Origin of the sequence: Glycomyces salinus, from assembly GCF_016428645.1 — a bacterium.
In the GTDB taxonomy this organism is placed as follows: Bacteria; Actinomycetota; Actinomycetes; order Mycobacteriales; family Micromonosporaceae; genus Glycomyces; species Glycomyces salinus.
This window is the reverse complement of sequence record NZ_JAELXW010000077.1, coordinates 1-21,104: the sequence shown is the minus strand read 5'-3', so window position 1 is coordinate 21,104 and position 21,104 is coordinate 1. Positions and strand designations below refer to the sequence as shown.

General features: G+C 69.4%; 23 protein-coding genes. 11 read left to right on the top strand and 12 right to left on the bottom strand.

Features of this window, described 5'->3' with window-relative positions; genetic code table 11:
- The first annotated feature begins 15 nt into the window (after positions 1-15).
- The 4 genes from JFB92_RS26690 to pstB all read left to right on the top strand — a co-directional run bounded on the left by JFB92_RS26690 (position 16) and on the right by pstB (position 4,230).
- Positions 16-1,824: an NHL domain-containing thioredoxin family protein gene (locus JFB92_RS26690; RefSeq protein WP_199042336.1), complete on the top strand. Its 1,809-nt coding sequence runs from the start codon at positions 16-18 to the stop codon at positions 1,822-1,824.
- 123 nt (positions 1,825-1,947) lie between these two features.
- Entirely contained in the window at positions 1,948-2,145 is a 198-nt protein-coding gene (locus tag JFB92_RS18685; protein ID WP_199042335.1) for a hypothetical protein, read from the top strand.
- A 252-nt stretch (positions 2,146-2,397) separates the two neighbouring features.
- The gene (locus JFB92_RS18680; RefSeq protein ID WP_199042334.1) at positions 2,398-3,255 is read left to right on the top strand and encodes a DUF6042 family protein; all 858 of its coding nucleotides are present in this window, start codon (positions 2,398-2,400) and stop codon (positions 3,253-3,255) included.
- Between the two features lie 129 nt (positions 3,256-3,384).
- Positions 3,385-4,230 (top strand): phosphate ABC transporter ATP-binding protein PstB, encoded by an 846-nt coding sequence (gene pstB, locus JFB92_RS18675; protein ID WP_372451662.1) that lies wholly within the window; start codon positions 3,385-3,387, stop codon positions 4,228-4,230.
- On the opposite strand, the gene JFB92_RS18670 is transcribed toward pstB, so the two are convergent.
- The 3 genes from JFB92_RS18670 to JFB92_RS18660 are packed head-to-tail and all read right to left on the bottom strand — an operon-like array spanning position 4,227 to position 7,192.
- Positions 4,227-5,096, bottom strand: coding sequence for an LppU/SCO3897 family protein (locus JFB92_RS18670; protein ID WP_199042332.1), 870 nt, complete (start codon positions 5,094-5,096; stop codon positions 4,227-4,229). The two genes, pstB and JFB92_RS18670, sit on opposite strands and share 4 nt — an antisense overlap.
- A gap of 50 nt (positions 5,097-5,146) precedes the next feature.
- Complete coding sequence (locus tag JFB92_RS18665) at positions 5,147-5,743, bottom strand: hypothetical protein (RefSeq protein WP_199042330.1); 597 nt, start codon at positions 5,741-5,743, stop codon at positions 5,147-5,149.
- Between the two features lie 3 nt (positions 5,744-5,746).
- The gene (locus tag JFB92_RS18660) at positions 5,747-7,192 is read right to left on the bottom strand and encodes an aldehyde dehydrogenase family protein (RefSeq protein ID WP_199042328.1); all 1,446 of its coding nucleotides are present in this window, start codon (positions 7,190-7,192) and stop codon (positions 5,747-5,749) included.
- A 99-nt stretch (positions 7,193-7,291) separates the two neighbouring features.
- Here JFB92_RS18660 and JFB92_RS18655 point away from each other — a divergent pair, with 99 nt between their 5' ends.
- Positions 7,292-7,996 carry a hypothetical protein gene (locus JFB92_RS18655; protein ID WP_199042326.1) on the top strand — a complete coding sequence of 235 codons (705 nt, stop codon included), beginning with the start codon at positions 7,292-7,294 and terminating at the stop codon, positions 7,994-7,996.
- A gap of 99 nt (positions 7,997-8,095) precedes the next feature.
- Here JFB92_RS18655 and JFB92_RS18650 read toward each other — a convergent pair whose 3' ends face one another.
- The 4 genes from JFB92_RS18650 to JFB92_RS18635 form a co-directional block, all read right to left on the bottom strand.
- The gene (locus tag JFB92_RS18650) at positions 8,096-8,329 is read right to left on the bottom strand and encodes a DUF3073 domain-containing protein (protein WP_199042324.1); all 234 of its coding nucleotides are present in this window, start codon (positions 8,327-8,329) and stop codon (positions 8,096-8,098) included.
- 230 nt (positions 8,330-8,559) lie between these two features.
- On the bottom strand, positions 8,560-9,630 hold the full coding sequence (locus tag JFB92_RS18645; protein WP_199042322.1) for a Glu/Leu/Phe/Val dehydrogenase dimerization domain-containing protein: 1,071 nt from the start codon (positions 9,628-9,630) through the stop codon (positions 8,560-8,562).
- A 145-nt stretch (positions 9,631-9,775) separates the two neighbouring features.
- A complete protein-coding gene (locus tag JFB92_RS18640; RefSeq protein ID WP_199042367.1) occupies positions 9,776-10,861 on the bottom strand; it encodes an RNA-guided endonuclease InsQ/TnpB family protein in 1,086 nt (361 codons plus the stop codon).
- Positions 10,797-10,952 carry a hypothetical protein gene (locus JFB92_RS18635; RefSeq protein WP_199042375.1) on the bottom strand — a complete coding sequence of 52 codons (156 nt, stop codon included), beginning with the start codon at positions 10,950-10,952 and terminating at the stop codon, positions 10,797-10,799. Before JFB92_RS18635 ends, JFB92_RS18640 begins: the two co-directional genes overlap by 65 nt.
- Before the next feature lie 96 nt (positions 10,953-11,048).
- Here JFB92_RS18635 and JFB92_RS18630 point away from each other — a divergent pair, with 96 nt between their 5' ends.
- Complete coding sequence (locus JFB92_RS18630; protein ID WP_199042321.1) at positions 11,049-11,870, top strand: DUF8083 family protein; 822 nt, start codon at positions 11,049-11,051, stop codon at positions 11,868-11,870.
- A gap of 215 nt (positions 11,871-12,085) precedes the next feature.
- A complete protein-coding gene (locus JFB92_RS18625) occupies positions 12,086-12,295 on the top strand; it encodes a BldC family transcriptional regulator (protein WP_199042365.1) in 210 nt (69 codons plus the stop codon).
- Positions 12,296-12,805: 510 nt separating this feature from the next.
- Here JFB92_RS18625 and JFB92_RS18620 read toward each other — a convergent pair.
- Positions 12,806-13,681 carry an iron-sulfur binding domain-containing protein gene (locus JFB92_RS18620; RefSeq protein ID WP_233163495.1) on the bottom strand — a complete coding sequence of 292 codons (876 nt, stop codon included), beginning with the start codon at positions 13,679-13,681 and terminating at the stop codon, positions 12,806-12,808.
- 61 nt (positions 13,682-13,742) lie between these two features.
- Here JFB92_RS18620 and JFB92_RS18615 point away from each other — a divergent pair, with 61 nt between their 5' ends.
- Complete coding sequence (locus JFB92_RS18615; RefSeq protein ID WP_199042318.1) at positions 13,743-14,396, top strand: hypothetical protein; 654 nt, start codon at positions 13,743-13,745, stop codon at positions 14,394-14,396.
- On the opposite strand, the gene disA is transcribed toward JFB92_RS18615, so the two are convergent.
- Positions 14,393-15,415, bottom strand: coding sequence for a DNA integrity scanning diadenylate cyclase DisA (gene disA / locus JFB92_RS18610; RefSeq protein WP_199042316.1), 1,023 nt, complete (start codon positions 15,413-15,415; stop codon positions 14,393-14,395). The two genes, JFB92_RS18615 and disA, sit on opposite strands and share 4 nt — an antisense overlap.
- Before the next feature lie 287 nt (positions 15,416-15,702).
- Here disA and JFB92_RS18605 point away from each other — a divergent pair, with 287 nt between their 5' ends.
- Positions 15,703-16,296, top strand: coding sequence for a hypothetical protein (locus JFB92_RS18605; protein ID WP_199042314.1), 594 nt, complete (start codon positions 15,703-15,705; stop codon positions 16,294-16,296).
- A 16-nt stretch (positions 16,297-16,312) separates the two neighbouring features.
- On the opposite strand, the gene JFB92_RS18600 is transcribed toward JFB92_RS18605, so the two are convergent.
- Entirely contained in the window at positions 16,313-17,557 is a 1,245-nt protein-coding gene (locus JFB92_RS18600) for an RNA-guided endonuclease InsQ/TnpB family protein (RefSeq protein WP_372451664.1), read from the bottom strand.
- Positions 17,558-17,568: 11 nt separating this feature from the next.
- Complete coding sequence (gene tnpA, locus JFB92_RS18595) at positions 17,569-18,000, bottom strand: IS200/IS605 family transposase (protein ID WP_199042312.1); 432 nt, start codon at positions 17,998-18,000, stop codon at positions 17,569-17,571.
- Between the two features lie 213 nt (positions 18,001-18,213).
- Here tnpA and JFB92_RS18590 point away from each other — a divergent pair, with 213 nt between their 5' ends.
- Complete coding sequence (locus tag JFB92_RS18590; RefSeq protein ID WP_199042311.1) at positions 18,214-18,510, top strand: SHOCT domain-containing protein; 297 nt, start codon at positions 18,214-18,216, stop codon at positions 18,508-18,510.
- A 35-nt stretch (positions 18,511-18,545) separates the two neighbouring features.
- Here JFB92_RS18590 and JFB92_RS18585 read toward each other — a convergent pair whose 3' ends face one another.
- Positions 18,546-19,832 carry an adenylosuccinate synthase gene (locus tag JFB92_RS18585; protein ID WP_199042310.1) on the bottom strand — a complete coding sequence of 429 codons (1,287 nt, stop codon included), beginning with the start codon at positions 19,830-19,832 and terminating at the stop codon, positions 18,546-18,548.
- A 197-nt stretch (positions 19,833-20,029) separates the two neighbouring features.
- On the opposite strand from JFB92_RS18585, the gene JFB92_RS18580 reads away from it, so the two are divergent.
- Positions 20,030-21,079, top strand: a complete 1,050-nt coding sequence (locus tag JFB92_RS18580; RefSeq protein ID WP_199042309.1) for an RNA-guided endonuclease InsQ/TnpB family protein — start codon at positions 20,030-20,032, stop codon at positions 21,077-21,079.
- The last annotated feature ends 25 nt before the right edge of the window (positions 21,080-21,104 follow it).

Genomic DNA, 21,104 nt, shown 5'->3' with positions numbered 1-21,104 from the left:
AGCTAGGCTCGTGCGGTGAAACAGTCCCGCGTGCGCGCGGCCGAGCTCGTCGGCCGCGGATGGCTCAACACCGGCGGCCGCGACCTCGACCTCGACAGCCTCAGCGGCAGGGTCGCGATCCTCGACTTCTGGACGTTCTGCTGCGTAAACTGCCTGCACGTCCTCGACGAGCTGCGGCCGCTGGAGGAGAAGTACGGCGACGCGCTCGTCGTCGTCGGCGTCCACTCGCCGAAGTTCGAGCACGAGCGCGACCCCGCGGCCCTCGCGGCCGCCGTGGAGCGCTACGGCGTCGACCACCCTGTCCTCGACGACCCCGACCTGGTCACCTGGGACGCCTACGCCGCCCGCGCCTGGCCGACCCTGGTCGTGGTCGACCCGACCGGCTACGTCGTGTCCACCATGGCTGGCGAGGGGCACCTGGAGGCGCTCGACGCGATCGTCGGCGACCTGGTCGAGACCCACACCGCCGCCGGCACCCTGGACCCCGGCGGCGACCTGTACGTGGCGCCGCCGGCGGCCGAGACCGCGCTGCGCTTCCCCGGCAAGGCCGTCGAGCTGCCCGGCGGCGACCTGCTGGTCAGCGACTCGGCCCGGCACCGCCTGGTGCGTCTGGCCGCGCCCGAGCGGCTCGACGGCGCCGTCGACGGGACGGTCGTGTCGGTGATCGGCTCCGGAGAGAGGGGCCGCGCCGACGGCACCGAGCCGCGGTTCAACGAGCCGCAGGGCCTGGCGCTGCTGCCGCCCGAGACGGCCGCCGCGGTCGGCTACGACGTGGTCGTGGCCGACACCGTCAACCACCTGCTGCGGGGCGTGCGGCTGTCCGACGGCCGCACCACCACCGTGGCCGGGACCGGGAAGCAGTGGCGCAGCGACAACGGCACCGACGCCGCGCTGGAGGTCGACCTGTCCTCGCCGTGGGACGTCGCCTGGTTCTCCGGCCGGATCATCGTGGCCATGGCCGGGATCCACCAGCTGTGGCACTTCGACCCGGTCGCCGGCACCGCCGGGCAGTGGGCCGGGACGACCGTCGAGAGCCTCAGGGACGGCCCGCTCGACCAGGTGTGGATGGCCCAGCCGTCCGCCCTGGCCGCCGACGGCGACCGGCTGTGGATCGCCGACGCCGAGACCTCGGCGCTGCGGTACGTCCGCGACGGGCGGATGCACACCGCGGTCGGCCAGGGCCTGTTCGACTTCGGGCACGTCGACGGCGTCGGCGACGAGGCGCTCATGCAGCACCCGCTCGGCGTCGGCGTCCTGCCGGACGGGCGCATCGGCGTGGCTGACACCTACAACGGGGCGCTGCGCTGCTACGACCCGGCCACGGGGGAGCTGTCGACGCTCGCCTCCGGGCTGGCCGAGCCCAGCGACGTGATCGCCGTCGGCGGCCGCGCGGTCGTGGTCGAGTCGGCCGCCCACCGCCTGACCGCCCCGCGCCTCGCCGAGACCGTGGTGGACGGGCGCCACCACCGCGTGACCCGCAAGGCCGTCCGCGTCAGGCCGGGGCGGCTGCGCCTGGAGGTGCCGTTCGAGCCGGCCTCCGGGCAGAAGCTCGACTTCAGCTTCGGTTCGCCGCTGTCGCTGAAGGTCTCGGCCGACCCGCCGCAGCTGCTGGCCTCCGGCGCCGGGACCGGTGAGGAGCTCGAGCGCGAACTGGTCCTGGAGGCCGGGATCGGGCGCGGCGTGCTCCAGGTGGTGGCGCAGGCGGCGACCTGCGACGCGGAGGCCGAGCATCCGGCCTGCCACCTGACCCGCCAGGACTGGGGCGTCCCGGTCGAGATCGCCGAGGACGGCGACGAGGTCCTGCGGCTGGTCTTGAGAGACTGAGCCCGCTGTGATTCACACCCGCAGATGCATTTCGCCGGAAGCGGGCGTGTCGTTAATCCGTGCAGGGCTCACGCCGAGTAGTTTTTGGGGTCATTGCACCGTTTATCGCATCTGGGAGGAACATTGACCGCCGAAGCGCAGGTCGACTCACGTTACGCCGAGTACCAGCACTGGCTCGTCCTCAACGCCGCCGATCAGCTCGTCGAGGTGGGGCAGCTGCTGGCGCAGCAGGTCCGCACGCTGGAGTACCTCACTCCCGGTGACGCGGCCCCTCTGGACGCTTTCGAACCGGACTTGTCGGGTATTCGGTCGAATGGCTAGCGGATAGCGGCCGCGCGGGCGATATCGACTTATATCGATAGGAGTAACGTCGGCTTCGCGCGAGGGACGCTCCGTTCTCGGAACGGCGGCATCCGCCGCGCCGAGCCGCCTCGGCGCAAAGGGCACTCAACGGGCACTGAGCAACACCGACAACAAACCGCTGAGGCGGCTTCGAACGCGTTCAGCTACCGGCGTAACAGCACGCGCCCGCTGCGGCCCGGCGGCGTCGGGCCGCGCTGCTACCTTCGACGGGTGGAAGCTTTCGATAGGCCCTTCGGCGGCGGAGACGAGTCCGGCCCGGTCCAAGCCCCGATGCACCCCGCGTGGATCCGGATCATGCCGTGCAGCATCGAGCTGTTCCGCACCGTCCCCTCGCTGAACCCGTTCCCCGCTTCCTGGTGGGCCGACGTCTTCCCCGACGAGGACATCTGGAACGAGCCGGTCTGGTGCGACCCCGGCGACGTCGACGACTGGATCGCCGAGGCCAAGGAGCACCACTACGGCGCCTCCGACGAGGTCATCGAGAAGGAGGCCCGCGAGGAGTACGACCGGGCCACCGGCGAGCGGAGCGACCGCATCGCGGCCTTCACGATCCACTGCGAGCGCAGCGGGCTGCCCGTCCCGCACACCGTCCGGGACCTGCTGGAGTTCCTGCTCGCCCTGGGGCTGTACCGCGGCGAGGCCCGCGACGGGCAGCTGTTCGTGGCCCCCCAGCTCTACATCAACCCCTTCGACGTGCTGGCCTTCGACAAGCTCGAGGCCATCGAGGAGGCCGCCGAGCAGCGCGGAGACCTCGAGGAGCTGACCGCCATCGCCGTCAGGAGGGTCGGCGGGGTCGAGTACGAGTTCGACTCCGAGGGCCACTTCCGCCTGCCCGGCGGGGCCTCCTCGGTGACCGTCTCGGTGTCCCTGGCCGCGCTCGGCGAGCACGCCGGGCTGCCGCCGCAGGTCGTCCGCGGGATGCTCCTGGAGCTGGCCGAGGACGGCGACGTCTCGACCCCGGTCGACCTGGGGTCGTTCCCGCTCGCCGAGGAGTTCGAGCTGACCGCCACCGACGACCTGCTCGGGGGCTACCCGAACGACGAGCTGCTGCCGCCGGAGCACGCCTGAGACGCAACTCAAAGTCCTCGTTCACTGTCCGTTCACCGAATAGCCCCCTGGCGTGCACTTGGATCGCATTCCATGAGTACAGGACACGTTAACCGCGGTTGAAATTCGGTGATTGGAGATTGCGTGTCAGTGAACAAGACGAGCAACCGGAGCGAACCGGTAGCCATCGAGACCAAAGCTGTCGGCGCCAAGCAGGCGACCGACACCATCATCGAACTCAAGGGCGTGGGCGTCCACTACGGGCGCAACCACGCCGTCCGTGACGTCTCCCTCCCGGTCGAGCGCAACCGCATCACCGCCATGATCGGCCCCTCCGGCTGCGGCAAGTCCACGGTGCTGCGCTCGCTCAACCGCATGAACGACCTCATCCCCGGCGCCCGCGTCACCGGCTCGGTCACCTACCACGGCCAGGACATCTACTCCTCCGCGGTGGACCCGATCGCGGTCCGGCGGCACATCGGCATGGTCTTCCAGAAGGCCAACCCGTTCCCGAAGTCGATCTTCGACAACGTCGCCTACGGCCTGCGCATCAACGGCATGAAGGACGACCTGTCCGGCCGCGTCGAGCGGGCCCTGCGCGGCGCGGCCCTGTGGGACGAGGTCAAGGACAACCTCAAGAAGAGCGCCCTGGCGCTCTCCGGCGGCCAGCAGCAGCGCCTGTGCATCGCCCGCGCGATCGCCGTCGAACCCGAGGTCCTGCTGATGGACGAGCCGTGCTCGGCCCTCGACCCGATCGCCACCGCTCGCATCGAGGAGCTGATGAACGGCCTGGTCGAGGACTACACCATCGTCATCGTCACCCACAACATGCAGCAGGCCGCGCGCGTGTCCGACTCGACCGCGTTCTACTCCGCCGAAGTCGACGACGCCGGCGACCGCTACGGCTTCCTGGTCGAGTTCGACCAGACCCAGAAGCTGTTCTCCAACCCGTCGGACTCCCGCACCGAGGACTACATCACCGGCCGCTTCGGCTAGAGCTCGTCGCCGCAGATGATCGAGGTGGTCCGGCCCTCGACGTCGGTCACCTGCCAGTAGTAGCCGCCGCCGCAGGTGGCCTCGTCGCCGGCCTCGTCGGTGGACAACTCGCGCGGTTCGTCGATGTCGACGTGGCCGACGACCTTGTACACCGCCGTGGAGGAGCCGCAGTCGACGGTCCACCACTTGTCGGGGTCGTCGTCGAAGCAGTCGCCGTCGGTGGGCGTGTACGGGGTGCGGTCGGAGTTCTCCGGATCGGGGTTCCCGACCGCCTCGATGCAGTACATCGAGTCGAGCGCGCCCGAGGAGTACACGTACTGCCAGTTCGTCCACGCCTCGCCCAGCGGCGAAGCCCCGTACTCCTCGCCGCACAGGTCGTAGGCGACCTGGTTGTCGGTGAGGTTGCCCTCGGAGTCGACCGAGCCGCTGATGTCGTAGGACTGGTTGGTGATCTCCCAGAACGCCGTCGAATCCGAGCAGTCGACCGTCTCGAGGCCGTCCCCGACGATGTCGGGATCGTAGCTGAGACACAGGCCGATCTCGGACTCGTACTCCGCCTCGGTGGTCTCCTCCTCGGCCGGAGTGGTCTCCTCGTCCGTCGGATCCTCCTCGGCCGAGGCCGATTCGCTCTCTTCTCCGGTGGCCGAGTCCTGGTCGCCGTCGCCGCCCCGGTTGACCAGGAGCGCCACGATCAGGATCGAGCCGAGGAGCACCGCTGTGGTGCCGATGACGATGCCGCCGATGAGCCAGTTGCGATTCTTCGGGCCCTCCGGCTGCGGCGGCTGTCCGCCGTACCCGAACCCTCCGCCGCCCGGCGGGGGCGGCGGGTACTCGGGCGGGACGCTGTAGTTCGGAGGAACAGTCATGACTCCAAGCTATAGCGCGCCGTCTACGCAGGTGCCCGTAGCCCGGCGACTCAGAGAGTGAAGTCGCAGGCCCGCCAGGAGCCGTCCTCCACGATGAGCTCGATGGTCCCGATCGAGGTCTCCGTCCCGTAAATCTCGATGCCGACCTCGACTTCGGCGGTTTCGCCCTGTGTGCTCGAATCCATCGCGGTGAACTCCCAGTCCTCGATCGACTCGAGCGTGTCGCCCAGCGTCTCGCTGATCTCCTCACTGGTGGCCTCGAGGTCGTTCAGCATCGGCCCAGGGGTCGAGCAGACGTAGGCGTCCGGGTCCTCGTCGCTGACGCCGTACATCATCTCGATGACGATCACCGCGACCCCGTCGGGATCGCCCGCCGCCTCCGCGGAGTCCTCCCCGGTGTCTTCGCCGCCGTCCTCGCCGCCGTCGTCACCGCCGGTGTCCGCGCCCTCGTCGGCGACGTTCGTCGTGCCGTCGTCGTCGGAGTCGCGGTTGACCAGGTAGGCGACGGTCAGGATCGAGCCGAGCAGCACCGCGGTGCAGACGATCACGACCGCGCTGATCATGGGCAGGCTCCGGCGCGGCCGGGACGGGGGGCCCGGAGGCGGGGTGTAGCCGCCGACAGGGTACTGAGACGGGGGGTAGCTCATGCGTTACAGCGTATCGGGCAGGATCAACACCCGCTCCACGGTGTAGTCGTCCATAGTCGATCTGACCCCTTCGCGCCCGACGCCCGACGCCTTGACTCCGCCGTAGGGCATCTGATCGGCCCTGAACGAGGGCACGTCCCCGATGACGACCCCGCCGACCTCCAGCTCCCGGTGGGCCCGCATCGCCTGCGGCAGGCTCTCGGTGAACACCCCGGCCTGGAGCCCGTACCGGGAGTCGTTGATCGCGTCCAGTCCGGCCTCGAAGTCGCGCACCGACCGCAGCACCAGCACCGGGCCGAAGACCTCCTCGCGCAGCACCCTCGCGTCGGCGCGCACGTCGGTCAGCACCGTCGGCTCCAGGCTCGCGCCCTTGCGGGGCCCGCCGCCGCACAGCACCTTCGCCCCTCCCTCGACCGCCTCGCCGATCCAGGACTCGACCCGCTCGGCCGCCTCGGCGCTGATCATCGGACCGACCTTGCAGGCCGGGTCGGTCGGATCGCCCGAGACCAGCGCCCTGACGCGGTCGGTGATCCGCCGCGCCATGTCCGCATATGCCCCGGCCTCGATGAACACCCGCTGGACGGCGATGCACGACTGACCGGCCTGGTAGTTCCCGAACATCGCGATCCGCTCGGCGGCCCAGTCCCGGTCCGGGTAGTCGGCGGTCACCAGCGCCGCGGCGTTCCCGCCCAGTTCGAGCACCACGTGCTTCTCGGGCACGACGCGCCGGATCCGCGCGCCCACCCGCGCCGAGCCGGTGAACGACACCACCGGCAGCCGCGGGTCCTCGACCAGCTGGCCGGCCCGCTCGTTGGGCACCGGCAGCACCGACACCATGCCCGCGGGCAGCTCGGTCTCGGAAAGCAGCGCGCCCAGGTGCAGCGCCGACAGCGGCGTGGCCGGGGCCGGCTTCAGCACGACCGGGCAGCCCGCGGCGATCGCCGGGGCCATCTTGTGCGCCACCAGGTTCAGCGGGAAGTTGAACGGCGTGATGCCCAGGACCGGCCCGCGCGCGAAGCGCCGGACCAGCGCCATCCGGCCCTCGGCGTTCGGGTCGGTGTCGAGCCGCTGCACGTCGCCGGTGAAGCGGCGGGCCTCCTCGGCGGCCCAGCGGAAGGTCGAGACCGCGCGGTCGACCTCCACGCGCGCCCAGGCGATCGGCTTCCCCGACTCGGCGGTGATCAGCTCCGCGGTCGTCTCGGCCTCCTCGTCGAGACGCCTGCGCACGTGCTCGAGCGCCTCGGCGCGCACGTGCGCCGGCAGGGCCGCGCTCTCTGCGGCGGCACCGGTGGCCGCGGCCACCGCCGCCTCCACCTGCCCGGCGGTCGCCCAAGAGGTCGCCCCGACCGGGGAGTCGTCATAGGGGTGGGAGACGAAGAACTCCTCCTCACCGTGCTGCGGCCGGCCGGCCACCCAAATAGGCGAAACGGGACGGAGACGTTGCGACATGGGTCAAGCCTACGGGCTCGCCCACCGCCACGGCGCGATCTGCGCCGCGTTCTCCCCCCACCCCCGTCGTTCCTTGCGGCATCAGGGCATGATGGGGCCATGAGTGAACAGCAATCAGGAGCGGGCTATCCGCAGCAGCCGACCTCCGGCCAACCGCAGCAGCAGGGCTACCCGCCCCAGTACGCCTCACCGCAGGCGCAGTACCAGGCACAGCAGCAGTACGCGGCCTATGCCCCGCAGGGCCCCTCGCTGTTCGACAAGCTCGGCGTCCCCTCGATGCCGGCCATCCTGGGCCTGTCCGGTCTGGGTGCGCTGCTGCTCGCGGGTCTGATCACCGGGACCAGCGACGACACCGTGCTCGCCGGTCTGATCGGGGGGCATCTGGGCCTCGCCGGCGAGTTCAGCCTCGGCATCGGCCTGCAGAACACCCTGGTGGGGGTGATCGTCATGTTCGCTCTCACCCTGTTCGCCGGCGAGAAACTCCGCATGCTGTGGAAGACGCTCGCGTTGGCCGGTGTCGTCCTGTTCCTGACGAGCTTCCTGCTGGCGGTCCTCGCGCTGCCCGACGGCGACAGCGCCTCCGACGCCTCGGCGTGGATCGGCGCGCTGCTCCTGATCGCGGCCTACGGACTGTTCGCGACGGGAGCGGTCATGGTTCCGTCGAGCGAGGCCGCCGCGAAGCAGCAGGCCGAGGCGGCGCAGGCCGCCCAGCAGCAGCAGGCGGCGGGCTACCCCCAGCAGCAGCAGGCGCAGCAGCCGCAGGCCACGCAGCAGAACCAGTGGCCGCAGCCGCCGCAGCAGTAAGGCGCTTACACCGAAGGGGCGGTCACCGACCGCCCCTTCATGTGCTTCGGGTCGAGATCCGCCCGGGCCGCCTCGGGCGGGCCCTACCGGAGGCCGATCTCATTGCTTCTTCGGCGGGATCCAGTCATCTTCGCGGATCTCTTCGTCGTCCGCGTTGTACCGCTCCGCAAGCGCAGAGTACTCGTCGTGGTCGTCGTCGGATCGCTCGTCGCCCACGTCGTCACGGGAACCGGCCAACTCGCGCTCGAGCGCGCGCAGGTCCGTGTTCGGAGCATGGTACTTGAGCTTCCGGGCCACTTTGGTCTGCTTTGCCTTGGCTCGGCCGCGCCCCATATGGCTCGACCCCCTCGCACAGAAATCATCGGGGCAGCCGTTAAGGCGCCCCGGCATGCTTGCAATCTCTTCGTGGCTCCTACGGTACAACCTCGCGGCGCTCGGTTGCATCCCGGCCCATGAGTTGGATGCCACAGATTCCCGGCGTTCGCGCAGAGAGCGACACGAACGGCCGCCATGCTGCCGTCCCATGAATTGGGAGACGATCGCCCAACATGCGGAAACTGTGGTCAGTCGAACAGGCGAATCCGCTGGAGCCGCCCGACCGAGGCCATGCGCTCCTCGGCGATGACCTCGGCGGCCGCCTCCGGCGTCGCCCCCTCGGCCTCGGCGCGCTCGAGGATCCTCGCGGTCGTCCCGAAGATCCCGGTGGTGCGGCGCTTGGCGCGTTCGAAGTCGAAGGCGCCGTCGTACTCGTCGGCGACCTGGATGACCCCGCCGGAGTTGACCACGTAGTCGGGGCAGTAGAGGATCCCGGCCCGGTCCAGCTCGGCGGCGACCCCGGGCTCGGCGAGCTGGTTGTTGGCCGCCCCGCAGACGATCTCGGTGTCCATCAGCTTGAGCGAGCGCTCGTTGAGCGCACCGCCCATCGCGCACGGGGCGTAGATGTGGAGACCGGCGGCGATCATCTCGTCGGTGTCGTCGGCCTGCCTGACCTTCGGGAAGTGCTCGGAGGCCCAGGCGCGGGCGGGGGCGCTGACGTCGGTGGCGACGATGTCGGCCCCGGCCTCGGTCAGGTGCGGCAGCAGGTGGCGCCCGACCTTGCCGAGCCCGGCCACGCCCACGGTCCGGCCGGCCAGGGAGTCGGAGCCCCAGCGGTGGCGGGCGGCGGCCCGCATGGCCTGGAAGACCCCGTAGGCGGTCAGGATCGAGGAGTCCCCGGCGCCCCCGGCTTCGGGGGAGCGGCCGGTCACATGGCGGGTCTCGCGGGCCACGTGGTCCATGTCCTCCACATAGGTCCCCACGTCGCAGGCGGTCACGTAGCGTCCGCCCAGGCTCTCGACGAAGCGCCCGTAGGCGCGCAGCAGCGCCTCGCTCTTGGCGGAGGCCGGATCGCCCCAGATGACGGCCTTGCCGCCGCCGTGGTCGAGGCCGGCGATCGCGTTCTTGTAGGCCATGCCCTCCGACAGGTGCAGCACGTCGGTGAGGGCCTCGGCCTCGTTCGCGTAGGGGTAGAAGCGGGTGCCGCCGAGGGCCGGGCCGAGCGCGGTCGAATAGATCGCGATGATGGCTCGCAGTCCCGATTCCGGGTCGTGGCAGAACACGACCTGCTCGTGGCCGCTGGCGTCGAAGATGCTCATGGCTTGCTCTCCAGTTCTTTGAACAGTCGGTCCGACCGTTCCGCGGCCGACCGGGTCGCGGCCGGCGCGTTCGGTGTAGCGCGGGTATGCCTACGAGGCCAGTGTAAGACTTTGAATCCTCGCCTCCGGGGAGGCGATTCCTGGCTCAAGCCGCCTGAACGGCCTGCGGCCGCTCAGGTCTTCCGCTCTCAACGCCAACCGGGTGGAAACCAGCCCGGACGAGCATCACCAGGGCCGAGTTCTTGTCTCTCGGCATGGAGAGCCCGCAGTTCATGCAGTGGTAGGTGCGTTCGGACAGCGGCGGCGCGTGCTTGGTTCTCGCCCCACACTGCGCGCACTCGGTGGTCGTGTACGCCGCGTGAACCAGATGCAGTTCACGACAGTGCTTGCGGGCCATGGTGCTCTTGGCCAAGAATTTCGGACGGATGTCCTCCACCGCCAGGCGGTCGAAGTCTCTGACTACCCGCTTGGCCCATTTCCGGGCGGTGTCCTGCCGTTGCCGTGCGATCTTCTTATAGATCTTGGCGGTCTGCAGTCGGGCGTTGAGGTAGCCATGGGAGGAGCTCTGCCCTGGTCTGGGTCGGCGGCGGGCCATCGCCCTCTGGAGTTGGGCGGGCCGCTGTTCGGCTCGCTTGCCGTGTTCGGGGTGGGGCAGGTCGTGCTCGTCGGAGGTGGTCGTAGCGAGTTCCCTGACGCCCCAGTCCACACCTATCGCGGTGCCGGTCTCGGGAAGCGGTTCGGTCTGTGCGGGCACGACGAATGAGGCGTACCAGTGGCCCAGTGAGTCCTGGTAGACCCGCACGCTGGTCGGCTCCGCCGGAAGCGGCCGCGACCACACCACCCGAAGGGTGATGCCGCCGACGAGCCGCAGTCTGCCGTCGTGGACGCGGAAACTGCTTCCTGTGAAGTTGAGGGATGGTCGCGACCTGCCCTTGTGTTTGAACCGCGGCATCCCGGCCCGCTTTCGCACCGGAACTCTGTTCTTGATGTCCATGAGTGACTTGGCGCGGGCGCGGCCGAAATCGCGAATGATCTGCTGCTGCGGAACTGACGCCCCGTTTCCGAGCCATTCGTGCTTCTTGCGCCAGCCTGTGAGCATCCGGTCGAGCCCGGCCGGCCCGCACTGTTCGCCGGCTCGGTGTGCCTTGCGCGAGGTCGCTACGCATTCATTCCAAACCCACCGGCATCGATCCCATTCCTGATGGAGGGCCTTCAAGGCGGACGCCGACATCCGCAACCGGAAGCAGAATCGGGCGTTCCTGTTCTTGCTCACCTGGCGACATCTCCGAAATATGGATCAAGCAATCGATGTTCAGACGCATGGGCTAACGATCCAAGTGTCAGAAGGTTGCGGGATGTGCCGGCGGGATCGAGTGGCCCTTGCCTTGTCCGCTCACGACTGTGGAAGTATCTGGCTCGTGTACGCACCGAACGCCTCGTATCTGCGCGTGTATGAACCGGTCTCGGCATTCGCCGACGCCGGCTACTGGCGTGCCTACGCGGCCTCGGGCCGGGCTCCGGCGATCTCGACCGGGCCCCGGGCGCGCCGCGAGGCCCTGTATGAGCGCGTCGGCTGGCCCTGGCGGGTGGTGCCGGGTTTCCCGCGGGAAGCCTATGTGATCCCCCGGAGCGAGGACGAGCCGCTGCTGTGCCCGTGGAACCTGCGCTACCGGATCGCCCAGTCGGCGCTGGAGCTGCGGCGGCTGACCCCCGAGCCGGTGGCCGAGGCGCTCGTGCCGACCGACTTCCTGACCTCGGCGGCCGAGGTGGTCGCCCACGACGCCGGGGCCGACCGCCACGAGGCCCCCAGCGACGCGCACGAGCAGATCGCCTCGTGGTCGGTTCCGTTGCGCTGGTTCGCGTGCGTCAGGCCCGACGACCGCCAGTCCGGCGAGGGCTACCTGCGCTACCGCACCCCCATGGCCAAGGCCCGCACGCAGATCGCGGTGGCGCGCAACCTGGTGCGCTCCGAGCTCGGCGACGACGCGGACCTGGCGGCGGCGCTGGCCGAGATCGCCGAGTGGCTCGACGGCTTCGTCCCCGAGTCGCTGGTCGAACTCGACTACGGCGGGGTCGCCTCCCATATGGGCGCGGAGGAGCTGCGGGCGGAGGACTCTGTGGACCTCACCTGGGAGGCACTCGACCACCTCGGCGCGGGCGAGGTGGGGGCCGCGCAGGAGTGCTACGCGCGGCTGGTCGAGCGCTGGCGTGACCGTCGTCTCTCCGAACGGCTGAACTGAGTCCGATTCGCGTCGCGGGCCCAGGAGCTGTGCATTCTCCTGTGGAGTGATCACTCGTACGATCCGATTGCGCTTAAGGTCTAGGCAAATTCGGCCGTTCGGCCTATGCCGGACATCTGCGACAGCACGGACGATTGGAGAAGGAACGAATCGAGGCTGCGGCAGCCGGTGATTCCAAGCCCGTCTGTGGAGGAGACTGAACTATGACGACAGACATGAACCTTCCGGTTGAATCCGAGGCCCTGCTCACGCCCTCAGAGGTCGCTGCGATGTTCCGCGTCGACCCCAAGACCGTCACCCGCTGGGCCAAGGCCGGAAAGATCTCGGCGATCCGCACGCTCGGCGGCCACCGCCGCTACCGCGAGTCGGAGATCCGCGCCCTGATCAACGGCGACATCCCGGCGCAGCGCGAATCGGCCGAGTGAGTCCGGCACGGCCGGACCGCCCTGCCGGCCGTCCCGCGCTCTAGAACCCAAGACGGAGCGGGTCCTCTCCCTCAGGGGCCCGCCGCGCGAGCGAACGCCGCCGGACACCCCCGTGTCGGCGGCGTTTTCGCGTGATGAGGAGCCCTGGACGTGACGGTGCCGCCGGGGTCTGAGCGCGCGGTACCTCGGCGGCATCGTCCTCCACTCGGCCCGGCGCGCCATGCGCGTCCGTGACCGCCTCGAGCGCTTCAAGCGACCGGTCCGCGGTCGACGCGACGTTGTGATGGCGCGAGCCGCGTCGTCGTGCTCCCGACCGGCCGCACGGGGGCGGCCGAGGCGGCTGGTGCTCGGCTCCGGCACCGGCGGTGAGCACGGGCCCTGCGGCCCGTCCGGTGCCCCGCTCTGTTTGACGGAGCGGAGTAGGACCCGGAGCCGCCGATCGATGATCGGCACCAACCGAGCTTGGTGAAGTTCTCTCAAATTCGACACTAGCAGCGGTGAAGCCGCTTGTCACTCGGATGGCAATTCGAATCTTCCGGCCTCGTCGGTGCCGATGAGGCCCTCGGTGATCAATTGGCCGATCGCGTCCTCGAGCATCGCCGGGTCGGGCCAGACCGCATCGACGCGGGCCCGCTCGACCGGCCCGTCGGCCTCCCGGAGCAGGCGCATGACCTCCCCGCGCGCGTGCCGGTTGGTGCCCTTGTATCGCTGGCGCTTCCGGCTGGGCCCGGCCGGGACCTCGCGGCCGGAGAACGCGCACACGTCGGTCAGCGGGCACCTGGCGCACTCGGGGGCGCGGGCGGTGCAGACCAGGGCGCCCAGCTCCATCAGCGCCAGCGACACCTTCGCGGCGACGCCGGCGGCCTCGGGCAGCAGCGCGGCCGCGGCGGCGATGTCGGCCCTCGTGGTGGCCGTCCCGGCGTCGGCCTCCCCGTCCAGGCGGGCGACCACCCGCCGCACGTTGGTGTCCACCACCGGGTGGCGGGCCCCGTAGTGGAAGACCGCGACCGCCGCGGCCGTGTAGACCCCGATCCCGGGGAGCCGCTCGAGCTCGGCCGGGTCGGAGGGGACCTCGCCGCCGTGCTCGTCGGCGACGATGCGCGCGCACTCCTGGAGCCGCAGCGCCCGCCGCGGGTAGCCCATGCGGCCCCAGGCGCGCAGCACCTCGGACGTCGGCGCCTCGGCCAGGTCCTCGGGGGTCGGCCAGCGTTCCATCCACGCCTCCCAGACCGGGGCGACGCGCGCGACCTGCGTCTGCTGGCTCATCACCTCGCTGACCAGCACGCCCCAGGCGGTGGTGCCGGGCCGCCGCCACGGCAGCTCGGTCCGGTTGTGCGCGTCGAACCAGGGCAGGAGCCTCTCTGCGAGAGCATCGGGTGCGACCATGGCGGCCATTCTCCGCGTGTGGTTCCCGCGTTCGACGCCGAGGTTGCGTTAGCGTCCTGACGTGCACGGATTCAAGTTGGTGAAGGGCTCGGAGCCGGCCTCGGTCTACTGGAGGCGGCGGGCGATCGTGGCCGGGGCCGTGATCGGGCTGGTGCTGGTCGCCGTACTCGCGCTCAAGGCGATCGGCGGCGGGTCCTCGTCCGCGCAGGGCGACGCCGAGCCGCAGGAGTGGGCCGCGCCGTCGGCCTCGAGCACCCTCCAGCGCCCCTCGGTCGTCGGCTCGCCGCCGGGCGCCTCGCCCAGCCCCGAGGAGACCGCGCCCTCCGAGCCGCCGGTGCCCGAATGCGGCGAGGACGAGCTGATGCTCCAGGTCGTGGCGGCCTTCGAGGAGGCCAGGTCCGGTTCCGAGGTGCCGGTCAGCGTCCTGGTCGCCAGCGGTGACGACGAGGCGTGCACGGTCGCGATGGACCGGGTCGAGGTCGAGCTGGCCGCCGGAGAGGACGTGGTCTATTCGACCGCGCACTGCGACCAGGCCGAGGAGCGCACCGTCGAGCTGGCCGCCGGCGAGGGCGAGACCGCCGAGTTCCGCCTCGACGGCCGCGCTTCGGAGGCCGGGTGCTCCGGCGAGCGGCGCACGCTCCCGGCCGGGGACTACGACCTGCGCGCCCGCCTCGGGGAGGCCGAGTCGCGGCCGGCCGGACTGCGCCTGAACTAGATGTAGCGGTCCAGGATCGAGACCTCGGCCAGGCGGGTGAGGCTCTCGCGGATGTTCTGCGCCCTGCCTGGGCCGATCCCGTCCACTCCCTGGAGGTCCTCGACCGAGACGCCCAGCAGCTCCGGGAGGGTCCTGAAGCGGCCGACGACCCGCTCGACGACGGCCTCGGGCAGCCGGGGGACCTTGGCGAGCATCCGGTAGCCGCGCGGGCTCACCCGCTTCTCGAGCATGTCCGGCGTGTTCGGGAACGCCAGGGCCCGGGCGACCGCGGTCAGGTCCAGCAGTTCGGTGGAGCTCATCCTGTCGACCGTGGCCAGGGCCTTGTGGAAGTCGGCGTCCTCGGGCAGGTAGTCGCGGATCACCAGCTCCCGGTCGATGTCGACCCCGGCCATGAGCTCGTCGAGCTGGAGCGCCAGCAGCCGCCCGTCGGTGCCCAGCTCGATGACGTGGCCCTCGACCTCGTCGGAGATGTGGCGGGCCATCTCCAGGCGCTGGAGGACCGTGACCGCGTCCCGCACGGTCACCAGGTCCTCGATCTCCAGGCTCGACAGGCTCGCGGCCACCTCGTCGAGCCGCTGCTTGTAGCGCTCGAGCGTTGCCAGGGCCTGGTTGGCGCGGGAGAGGATCTTCGTCGACGGCTCCAGCAGGTGGTGGATGTGGCCCATGTAGAGGCCGATGGTGTGCATCGACTGGCTGACCGAGATGACCGGCAGGCCGGTCTGCTTGGCCACGCGCTCGGCGGTGCGGTGGCGCGTCCCCGATTCGGCGGAGAAGATCTCCGAGTCGGGCATCAGGTGGACCCCGGCTCGCACGATGCGGGCGCCGTCGGTGGTCAGAACCACCGCGCCATCCATCTTGCACAACTCGCGGAGGCGGGTCGCCGAGAACTCGACGTCCAGCTCGAAGCCGCCGGTGCACATCGACTCCACGACCTCGTCGCAGCCGACCACGATGAGGGCGCCGGTGCGGCCCCTCAGGATCCGCTCCAGGCCGTCCCGCAGCGCGGTGCCGGGAGCCATCGTCGCGAGCGTCGCGCGTAGGCCTTCATCCGGGATCGCCGGCACGAGAACCCCCAATTCGCTGGTACCTTCCCGGCGTCGGCCGGTCGGACAGTGCACCCGATGCCCTCGACTGGTCGTGGCCCGCAGGTGCTCTCGGTGGAGCCTGCGAGCCGTGCTTCGGCATTGCCACGGCGGGGGTGGTCCTTTCGGGCACCGGGTTGCTATCAGTGTACGGACGAGGCGGGCCGAGCGGTGGACAGGTGCGCTCTGGTTACAGTTGCGCAGAGTCGATGGGGAGGTGCCCGGTGCGCAGGAGCTCGGAATGGACCGTCGTCCAGCGATCGTCCCCGGCGCGCCGCATCTCCTCGATGACGCTGTACGTGGTCGTGTGCGGGGCCGGGATCGGCGCCCTGGTGTGGCTGGTCCACACCGAACCGGGCACGCTCGACTCCGGCGAGTCGAACCCGGTCGTGGCGCTGCCCGGCTTCTTCGCGGTCATGGCCCTGGCCGGCTCGGTGTTCTTCCTGGTGCCGCTGCTGCGGCCCCCGAAGCTGATGGTCAACCACTTCGGGCTGCGGGTGCGGCCCAGCTTCGGGAAGGTGCTGATGATCCCCTGGAGCAACGTCGAGGAGCTGGCGGCGATCACGGTCGGGTCGGGGCGCCGCGGCCACTCCTACCTGCTGCTGGCCACCGACGTCTACCTGGGCCGGGGCGGGTCGGACCGGCCCGGCTTCATCGACCGGTCGGTGCTGCGCGAGGCCAACCGGGCCACCGAGGGGCTGGTCGCCGGGTTCGATCTGGCCGTCCGCTGCGCCGACTTCGCTCTGGAGCCGGAGAAGCTGCTGGCCCGCCTGACCTCGTTCGCGCCCGGCCACGTCCAGGTCGTCGACCGACTCTAGTGACTCCTCCCCACGGCTAAAGCTGTGGGGCTTCTGACGTCGATGGTCGCCCATCCCCGTCAAGGACCAGCCCGGCCCTGGAAGCGATGTTGACTGCGCCGACCCGATCAGCGTGGTCGTTGTATCCGCAGGCGGTGCAGTGAAAGTCTTCGCGGTCCCGGTTGTCCGGGTCGCAGTGGCCGCACTCGGTGCAGGTCCGGGACGTGTTTCTGGGGTCCACCGCTATCACTTCGCGCCCGGCCCATGCTGCCTTGACGGTCAGGATGTCGATGAACTGTCCCCAGGCGGCGTCCAAGATCCGCTTGTTGAGTCCGGCCTTGGCGTTGGCTCCGTTGGGAAGCCACACGCCGGGGCGCTCGGGGTCCGGCCTGGGAGCCGGAGCCTTCGTCATGCCCGTGATGTTGAGTTTCTCGACCGCTATCACGTCGAACCGCTCGATCAGCGCGTTCGCGGTCTTGTGCGCGTAGTCGCGGCGCTGCGCGGCGATCTTGCGGTGCAGCTTCGCGACCTTCCGCGCCGCCTGCCAGTGCCGAGTGGATCGGTCTTCGCGCTTCCGGTTCTTCGGGTACCGGGCCAGGTCCCGCTGCGCCCGGGCCAGGCGGCCCTCGTTGGTCTTCAGCGGCGCGATGTTCGCGATGTGCTCGCCATCGGCGGTGGTCGCGAAGTGCGTCACACCCATATCGATGCCGGTGGCTCGGCCGGTCTTCGGCTGCTCGCCGGGCGCGTCGGTCTCGCAGGCGAGCACGAGGAACCACTTTGGGCCTTCGCGTTTCACCGTGATCGTCTTGACGATGCCTTCGATGCTCCGGTGACGGTGGACGCGGACGGTGCCGACGCCCTGGAGCCGGACGCGGCTGATCCCGTCGGATGCGCTGTCGCCGTCGATCCACTTGCAGCCGTCGCCGTCCTTGGGCCAAGTCACTGAGTCAAACCGGTGACGCGAACGGAAGCGCGGGTATCCGGGCTCCTGGCCGCCTCGGATCCGGCGGAAGAACGCCTCGAACGCCCGGTTCAGGCGGCGCAGCGTGGCCTGCTGGCTGGAGAACGACCACCGGCCCTGGCCGCCGGAGTCGTCGTGGCGGATTGCTTTGAGCTGCGCGGACTGCTGGGTGTACCGGACCGGGACGCGGGAGGCCGACCAGGCGGTGCGGCGCTCTTCCAACGCGGCATTGTAGAGGTCGCAGTGGTCGGACAGGCACGCGGCGAGCATGCGCCGCTGGCTCCGGTTCGGACGCAGGCGGAACTTGAACGCCTTCACGATCGTCTCGGTGGTCATGTCATGTCGCTCTGGCGTCGGATCGGGCGTTCCCACTGGGTGTCGATGTAGCGTTTCACGGTCGCGGCCGAGACGTTCCCGACCGTCGCGGCGAAGAACGACGACGACCACAGCGTGGGCATCCTGGTCCGCAGGTGCGGAAACTCCGATCGCAGGAGGCGCGAGGTGAACCCCTTGAACTGGTTGGCGATGTGCGACGGTGACGATTTGGAGTCGGCCTTGACGAACAGGTGTACGTGGTCGGGCATGACCTCCAACGCCACGATCTCCCAGTTCTTCTCGGCGGCTTTGGTCTCAATCAGCTCCCGCAGGCGTGCCGCGACCGGGCCGCCGAGGACGCGGCGACGGTACTTCGGGCACCACACCACGTGGTATCCGAGGTCGGACACGCCGCTCGAGTAGCGGCGCATCGTGCGCGTATCCGCCATGCAGGGAATTATACATGATAAGCGTGTAGATACGTTAGGCGAGTTCACGCTAAACAGGATGCTCGCAAAGTGAGGCTCCGATTCCCCACCCGGCTAAATCCGGGCGCCTCCTCGGAGCACCCTGATGGGGCTCTAATGCTCTTCACAGCCGCCCGGGAACCGGCGATGGTGGAATCGGAAGCGCCGAAGAGAGCGGACGAAAGGCGGTAACCGATGTGGCACTACTACGACGGGCCCGGATGGGGCTGGGCATGGGGATTGCTGACCTTCCTGTTCTGGGCGGCGATCATCGGTCTGATCGTGTGGTCGGTACTGCGGCTCAGCCGCGCAACCGCGGCCGGTGGACCGGTCCAGGCGACCCGGCCGCCCTTCCCGCAGCACGCCGGCGCCAGGGAGATCCTCGACCGGCGCTACGCGGCCGGTGAGATCGACGCGGCCGCGTACGACGAGATGCGGGGCCGACTCGAGGGCTCCAGAACAGGGGACGGTTCGCCGCCCGCGGCGACCTGACGAACGATTCGACCGGCCCCGCCGTCGGGGCCGGTTCAGATCATCGAGTGGCGGATGACGTTCTCGTCGCGGCCGGGGCCGACGCCGATGACGCTCACCCGCGTGCCGCACAGCTCCTCGAGCCGCTCGATGTAGGACTGGGCGTTGGCCGGGAGCTCCTCGAACTTGCGGCACTTGGAGACGTCCTCCCACCAGCCGTCGTGGTACTCGTAGACCGGCTTGGCGTGGTGGACGTCGGTCTGGGTCATCGGCATCTCGTCGAAGCGCTCGCCGTCGATCTCGTAGCCGACGCAGATCGGCACCCGGTCCAGTTCGGACAGCACGTCGAGCTTGGTGACGAACAGGTCGGTGATGCCGTTGACGCGCACCGCGTAGCGGCCCAGGACCGCGTCGAACCAGCCGCAGCGGCGCCGCCGCCCGGTGGTCACCCCGTACTCGCCGCCCCGCTTGAGCAGGAACTCGCCGAACTCGTCGTGCAGCTCGGTCGGGAAGGGCCCGGCGCCGACGCGGGTGGTGTAGGCCTTGATGATGCCGATGGAGGTGCCGATCCGGCCCGGGGCGATGCCGGTGCCCACGCACGCGCCGCCGACGGTCGGGTTCGAGGAGGTCACGAACGGGTAGGTGCCGTGGTCGACGTCGAGCATGGTCGCCTGGGCGCCTTCGAGGAGCACGTTCTTGCCGTCCTCGAGTGCCCGGTTGAGGAGCAGGCGGGTGTCGGCGATGTAGGGCTTGAGGCGCTCGGCGTAGCCCAGGTACTCCTCGGCGACGGCCTCGGGGTCGATGGCCTTGCGGTTGTAGACCTTGACCAGGATCTGGTTCTTCTCGCGCAGGATCTGCTCGAGCTTCTGGGCCAGGATGCCCGGGTCGAGGAGGTCTTGGACGCGGATGCCCTGACGGGCGACCTTGTCGGCGTAGGCCGGGCCGATGCCGCGGCCGGTGGTGCCGATGCGGGCGCCGCCCAGGTAGCGCTCGACGACGCGGTCGAGCGCGCGGTGGTGGGGCATGATCAGGTGGGCGTCGGCCGAGAGTTTGAGGCCCGAGACGTCGACGCCTCCGGCGGTGAGCTCGTCCAGTTCGGAGATGAGGAACTTGGGGTCGACGACGACGCCGCCGGCGATCACCGGGACCACCCCGGGGGTCAGGATTCCCACCGGCACCAGGTGGATCGCGTACTTGGTGCCGTCGGGCGTCACCACCGTGTGCCCTGCGTTGTTGCCGCCCTGGTAGCGGACGACGTAGTCCATGTCGGCGCCGAGCAGGTCCGTGACCTTGCCCTTGCCCTCGTCGCCCCACTGCGTTCCGACGACCGCGATAGCTGGCATCTGCCTACCCTCCCGGGAAATTGATCACCCGATTACTTCGACAGTATTCCCGAGTGCCTTCGCAACTTGTAGGCCGGGAGGGACACCGAGTGTTGAGATCCTCTCAGGATTACAAATCTAGGCATGGCATTACTCACATTCGGATGGCGGAGGTTGGTTGACTCAGATTGTCGGAGGCTGGTTCTAACCTTTTCTGCATGGTTGTTCAGTTGCGATATCGGTTTCGGGTTTACCCGACCGCACCGCAGCGTGCCATGCTCGCGCGCACCTTCGGGTGTGTGCGGACTGTGTACAACGACGCCATAGCTGTCCGGAGAGCTGCGTATGCCCAAGGCCTACCGTATCCGAGCAAGACGGTGCTATCGAAGATGTTGATCAAGGAAGCTAAAGGCACGCCGGAACGGGCGTGGCTCAGCGAGGTTTCGGCGGTTGCACTGCAGCAAGCCCTGGTCGACGTAGATCAGGCCTTCAGGAACTTCTTTGACTCCTTGGGCAGTGAACGGAAGGGTCCGAGGGTGGGGCCACCTCGGTTCAAGCGCCGTAGCGGGCAGCAGTCAGCAAGATTTACGCGGAATGCCAGGTTCAGGGTCCTTGGTAGTGGTCGGCTCCGTTTGCCCAAGATCGGAGATCTGAAGGTCGCCTGGTCCAGGGAACTGCCCAGCGAGCCGAGCTCGGTGACGGTCGTCAAGACACCGACCGGGAAATACTTCGCCAGTTTCGTTGTGACTGTAGCCGATTTGGCCGAAGTCCTGGAACCGGTAGGGGATCCGGAGGCTGAGACTGGGATCGATCTCGGGATCAAGTCGTTCGCGGTGCTGCGTGGCGGGAAGGTCATCGAAAACCCGAAGTTCTTCGCCCGGATGGAGCGCCAGTTGAAGAAGGCCCAGCGGGCCTTCTCGCGGAAACAGAAGGGGAACCGCAACCGGGAGAAGGCGCGCCTGAAAGTCGCGCGGGTCCATGAGCGGGTACGAGCACAGCGAGAGGACTGGCTGAACAAGCAGGTCAAGGCACTGGTAGGCGAGAACCAAGCCCTCTATGCCGAGGACCTGAATGTCAAGAGCCTGTCCCATGGGCGGGCCGCCAAATCCGTGCACGATGCCGCCTGGGGCGCGTTCCTGCGCAAACTCGAGTCCAAGGCCATCCGCAGAGGTCGGACGTTCGTCAAGGTCGCACCGGACTTTCCCTCCACGCGGCTCTGCTCGACCTGCGGGGCCTTGACCGGACCTAAGGGCCTAGGGCCTGTTTGAGAAGCTAGGGCTTCCAGTCGAGGAT

Excerpts from the sequence above, each read along its gene's own strand:
- JFB92_RS18670 (WP_199042332.1), bottom strand. The coding sequence starts at position 5,096 with ATGACTGTTCCTCCGAACTACAGCGTCCCGCCCGAGTACCCGCCGCCC.
- JFB92_RS18665 (WP_199042330.1), bottom strand. The coding sequence starts at position 5,743 with ATGAGCTACCCCCCGTCTCAGTACCCTGTCGGCGGCTACACCCCGCCT.
- JFB92_RS18660 (WP_199042328.1), bottom strand. The coding sequence starts at position 7,192 with ATGTCGCAACGTCTCCGTCCCGTTTCGCCTATTTGGGTGGCCGGCCGG.
- JFB92_RS18655 (WP_199042326.1), top strand. The coding sequence starts at position 7,292 with ATGAGTGAACAGCAATCAGGAGCGGGCTATCCGCAGCAGCCGACCTCC.
- JFB92_RS18650 (WP_199042324.1), bottom strand. The coding sequence starts at position 8,329 with ATGGGGCGCGGCCGAGCCAAGGCAAAGCAGACCAAAGTGGCCCGGAAG.
- JFB92_RS18645 (WP_199042322.1), bottom strand. The coding sequence starts at position 9,630 with ATGAGCATCTTCGACGCCAGCGGCCACGAGCAGGTCGTGTTCTGCCAC.
- JFB92_RS18640 (WP_199042367.1), bottom strand. The coding sequence starts at position 10,861 with ATGTCGGCGTCCGCCTTGAAGGCCCTCCATCAGGAATGGGATCGATGC.
- JFB92_RS18635 (WP_199042375.1), bottom strand. The coding sequence starts at position 10,952 with ATGCGTCTGAACATCGATTGCTTGATCCATATTTCGGAGATGTCGCCA.
- JFB92_RS18625 (WP_199042365.1), top strand. The coding sequence starts at position 12,086 with ATGAACCTTCCGGTTGAATCCGAGGCCCTGCTCACGCCCTCAGAGGTC.
- JFB92_RS18620 (WP_233163495.1), bottom strand. The coding sequence starts at position 13,681 with ATGGTCGCACCCGATGCTCTCGCAGAGAGGCTCCTGCCCTGGTTCGAC.
- disA (WP_199042316.1), bottom strand. The coding sequence starts at position 15,415 with ATGGCTCCCGGCACCGCGCTGCGGGACGGCCTGGAGCGGATCCTGAGG.
- tnpA (WP_199042312.1), bottom strand. The coding sequence starts at position 18,000 with ATGGCGGATACGCGCACGATGCGCCGCTACTCGAGCGGCGTGTCCGAC.
- JFB92_RS18590 (WP_199042311.1), top strand. The coding sequence starts at position 18,214 with ATGTGGCACTACTACGACGGGCCCGGATGGGGCTGGGCATGGGGATTG.
- JFB92_RS18585 (WP_199042310.1), bottom strand. The coding sequence starts at position 19,832 with ATGCCAGCTATCGCGGTCGTCGGAACGCAGTGGGGCGACGAGGGCAAG.
- JFB92_RS18580 (WP_199042309.1), top strand. The coding sequence starts at position 20,030 with ATGGTTGTTCAGTTGCGATATCGGTTTCGGGTTTACCCGACCGCACCG.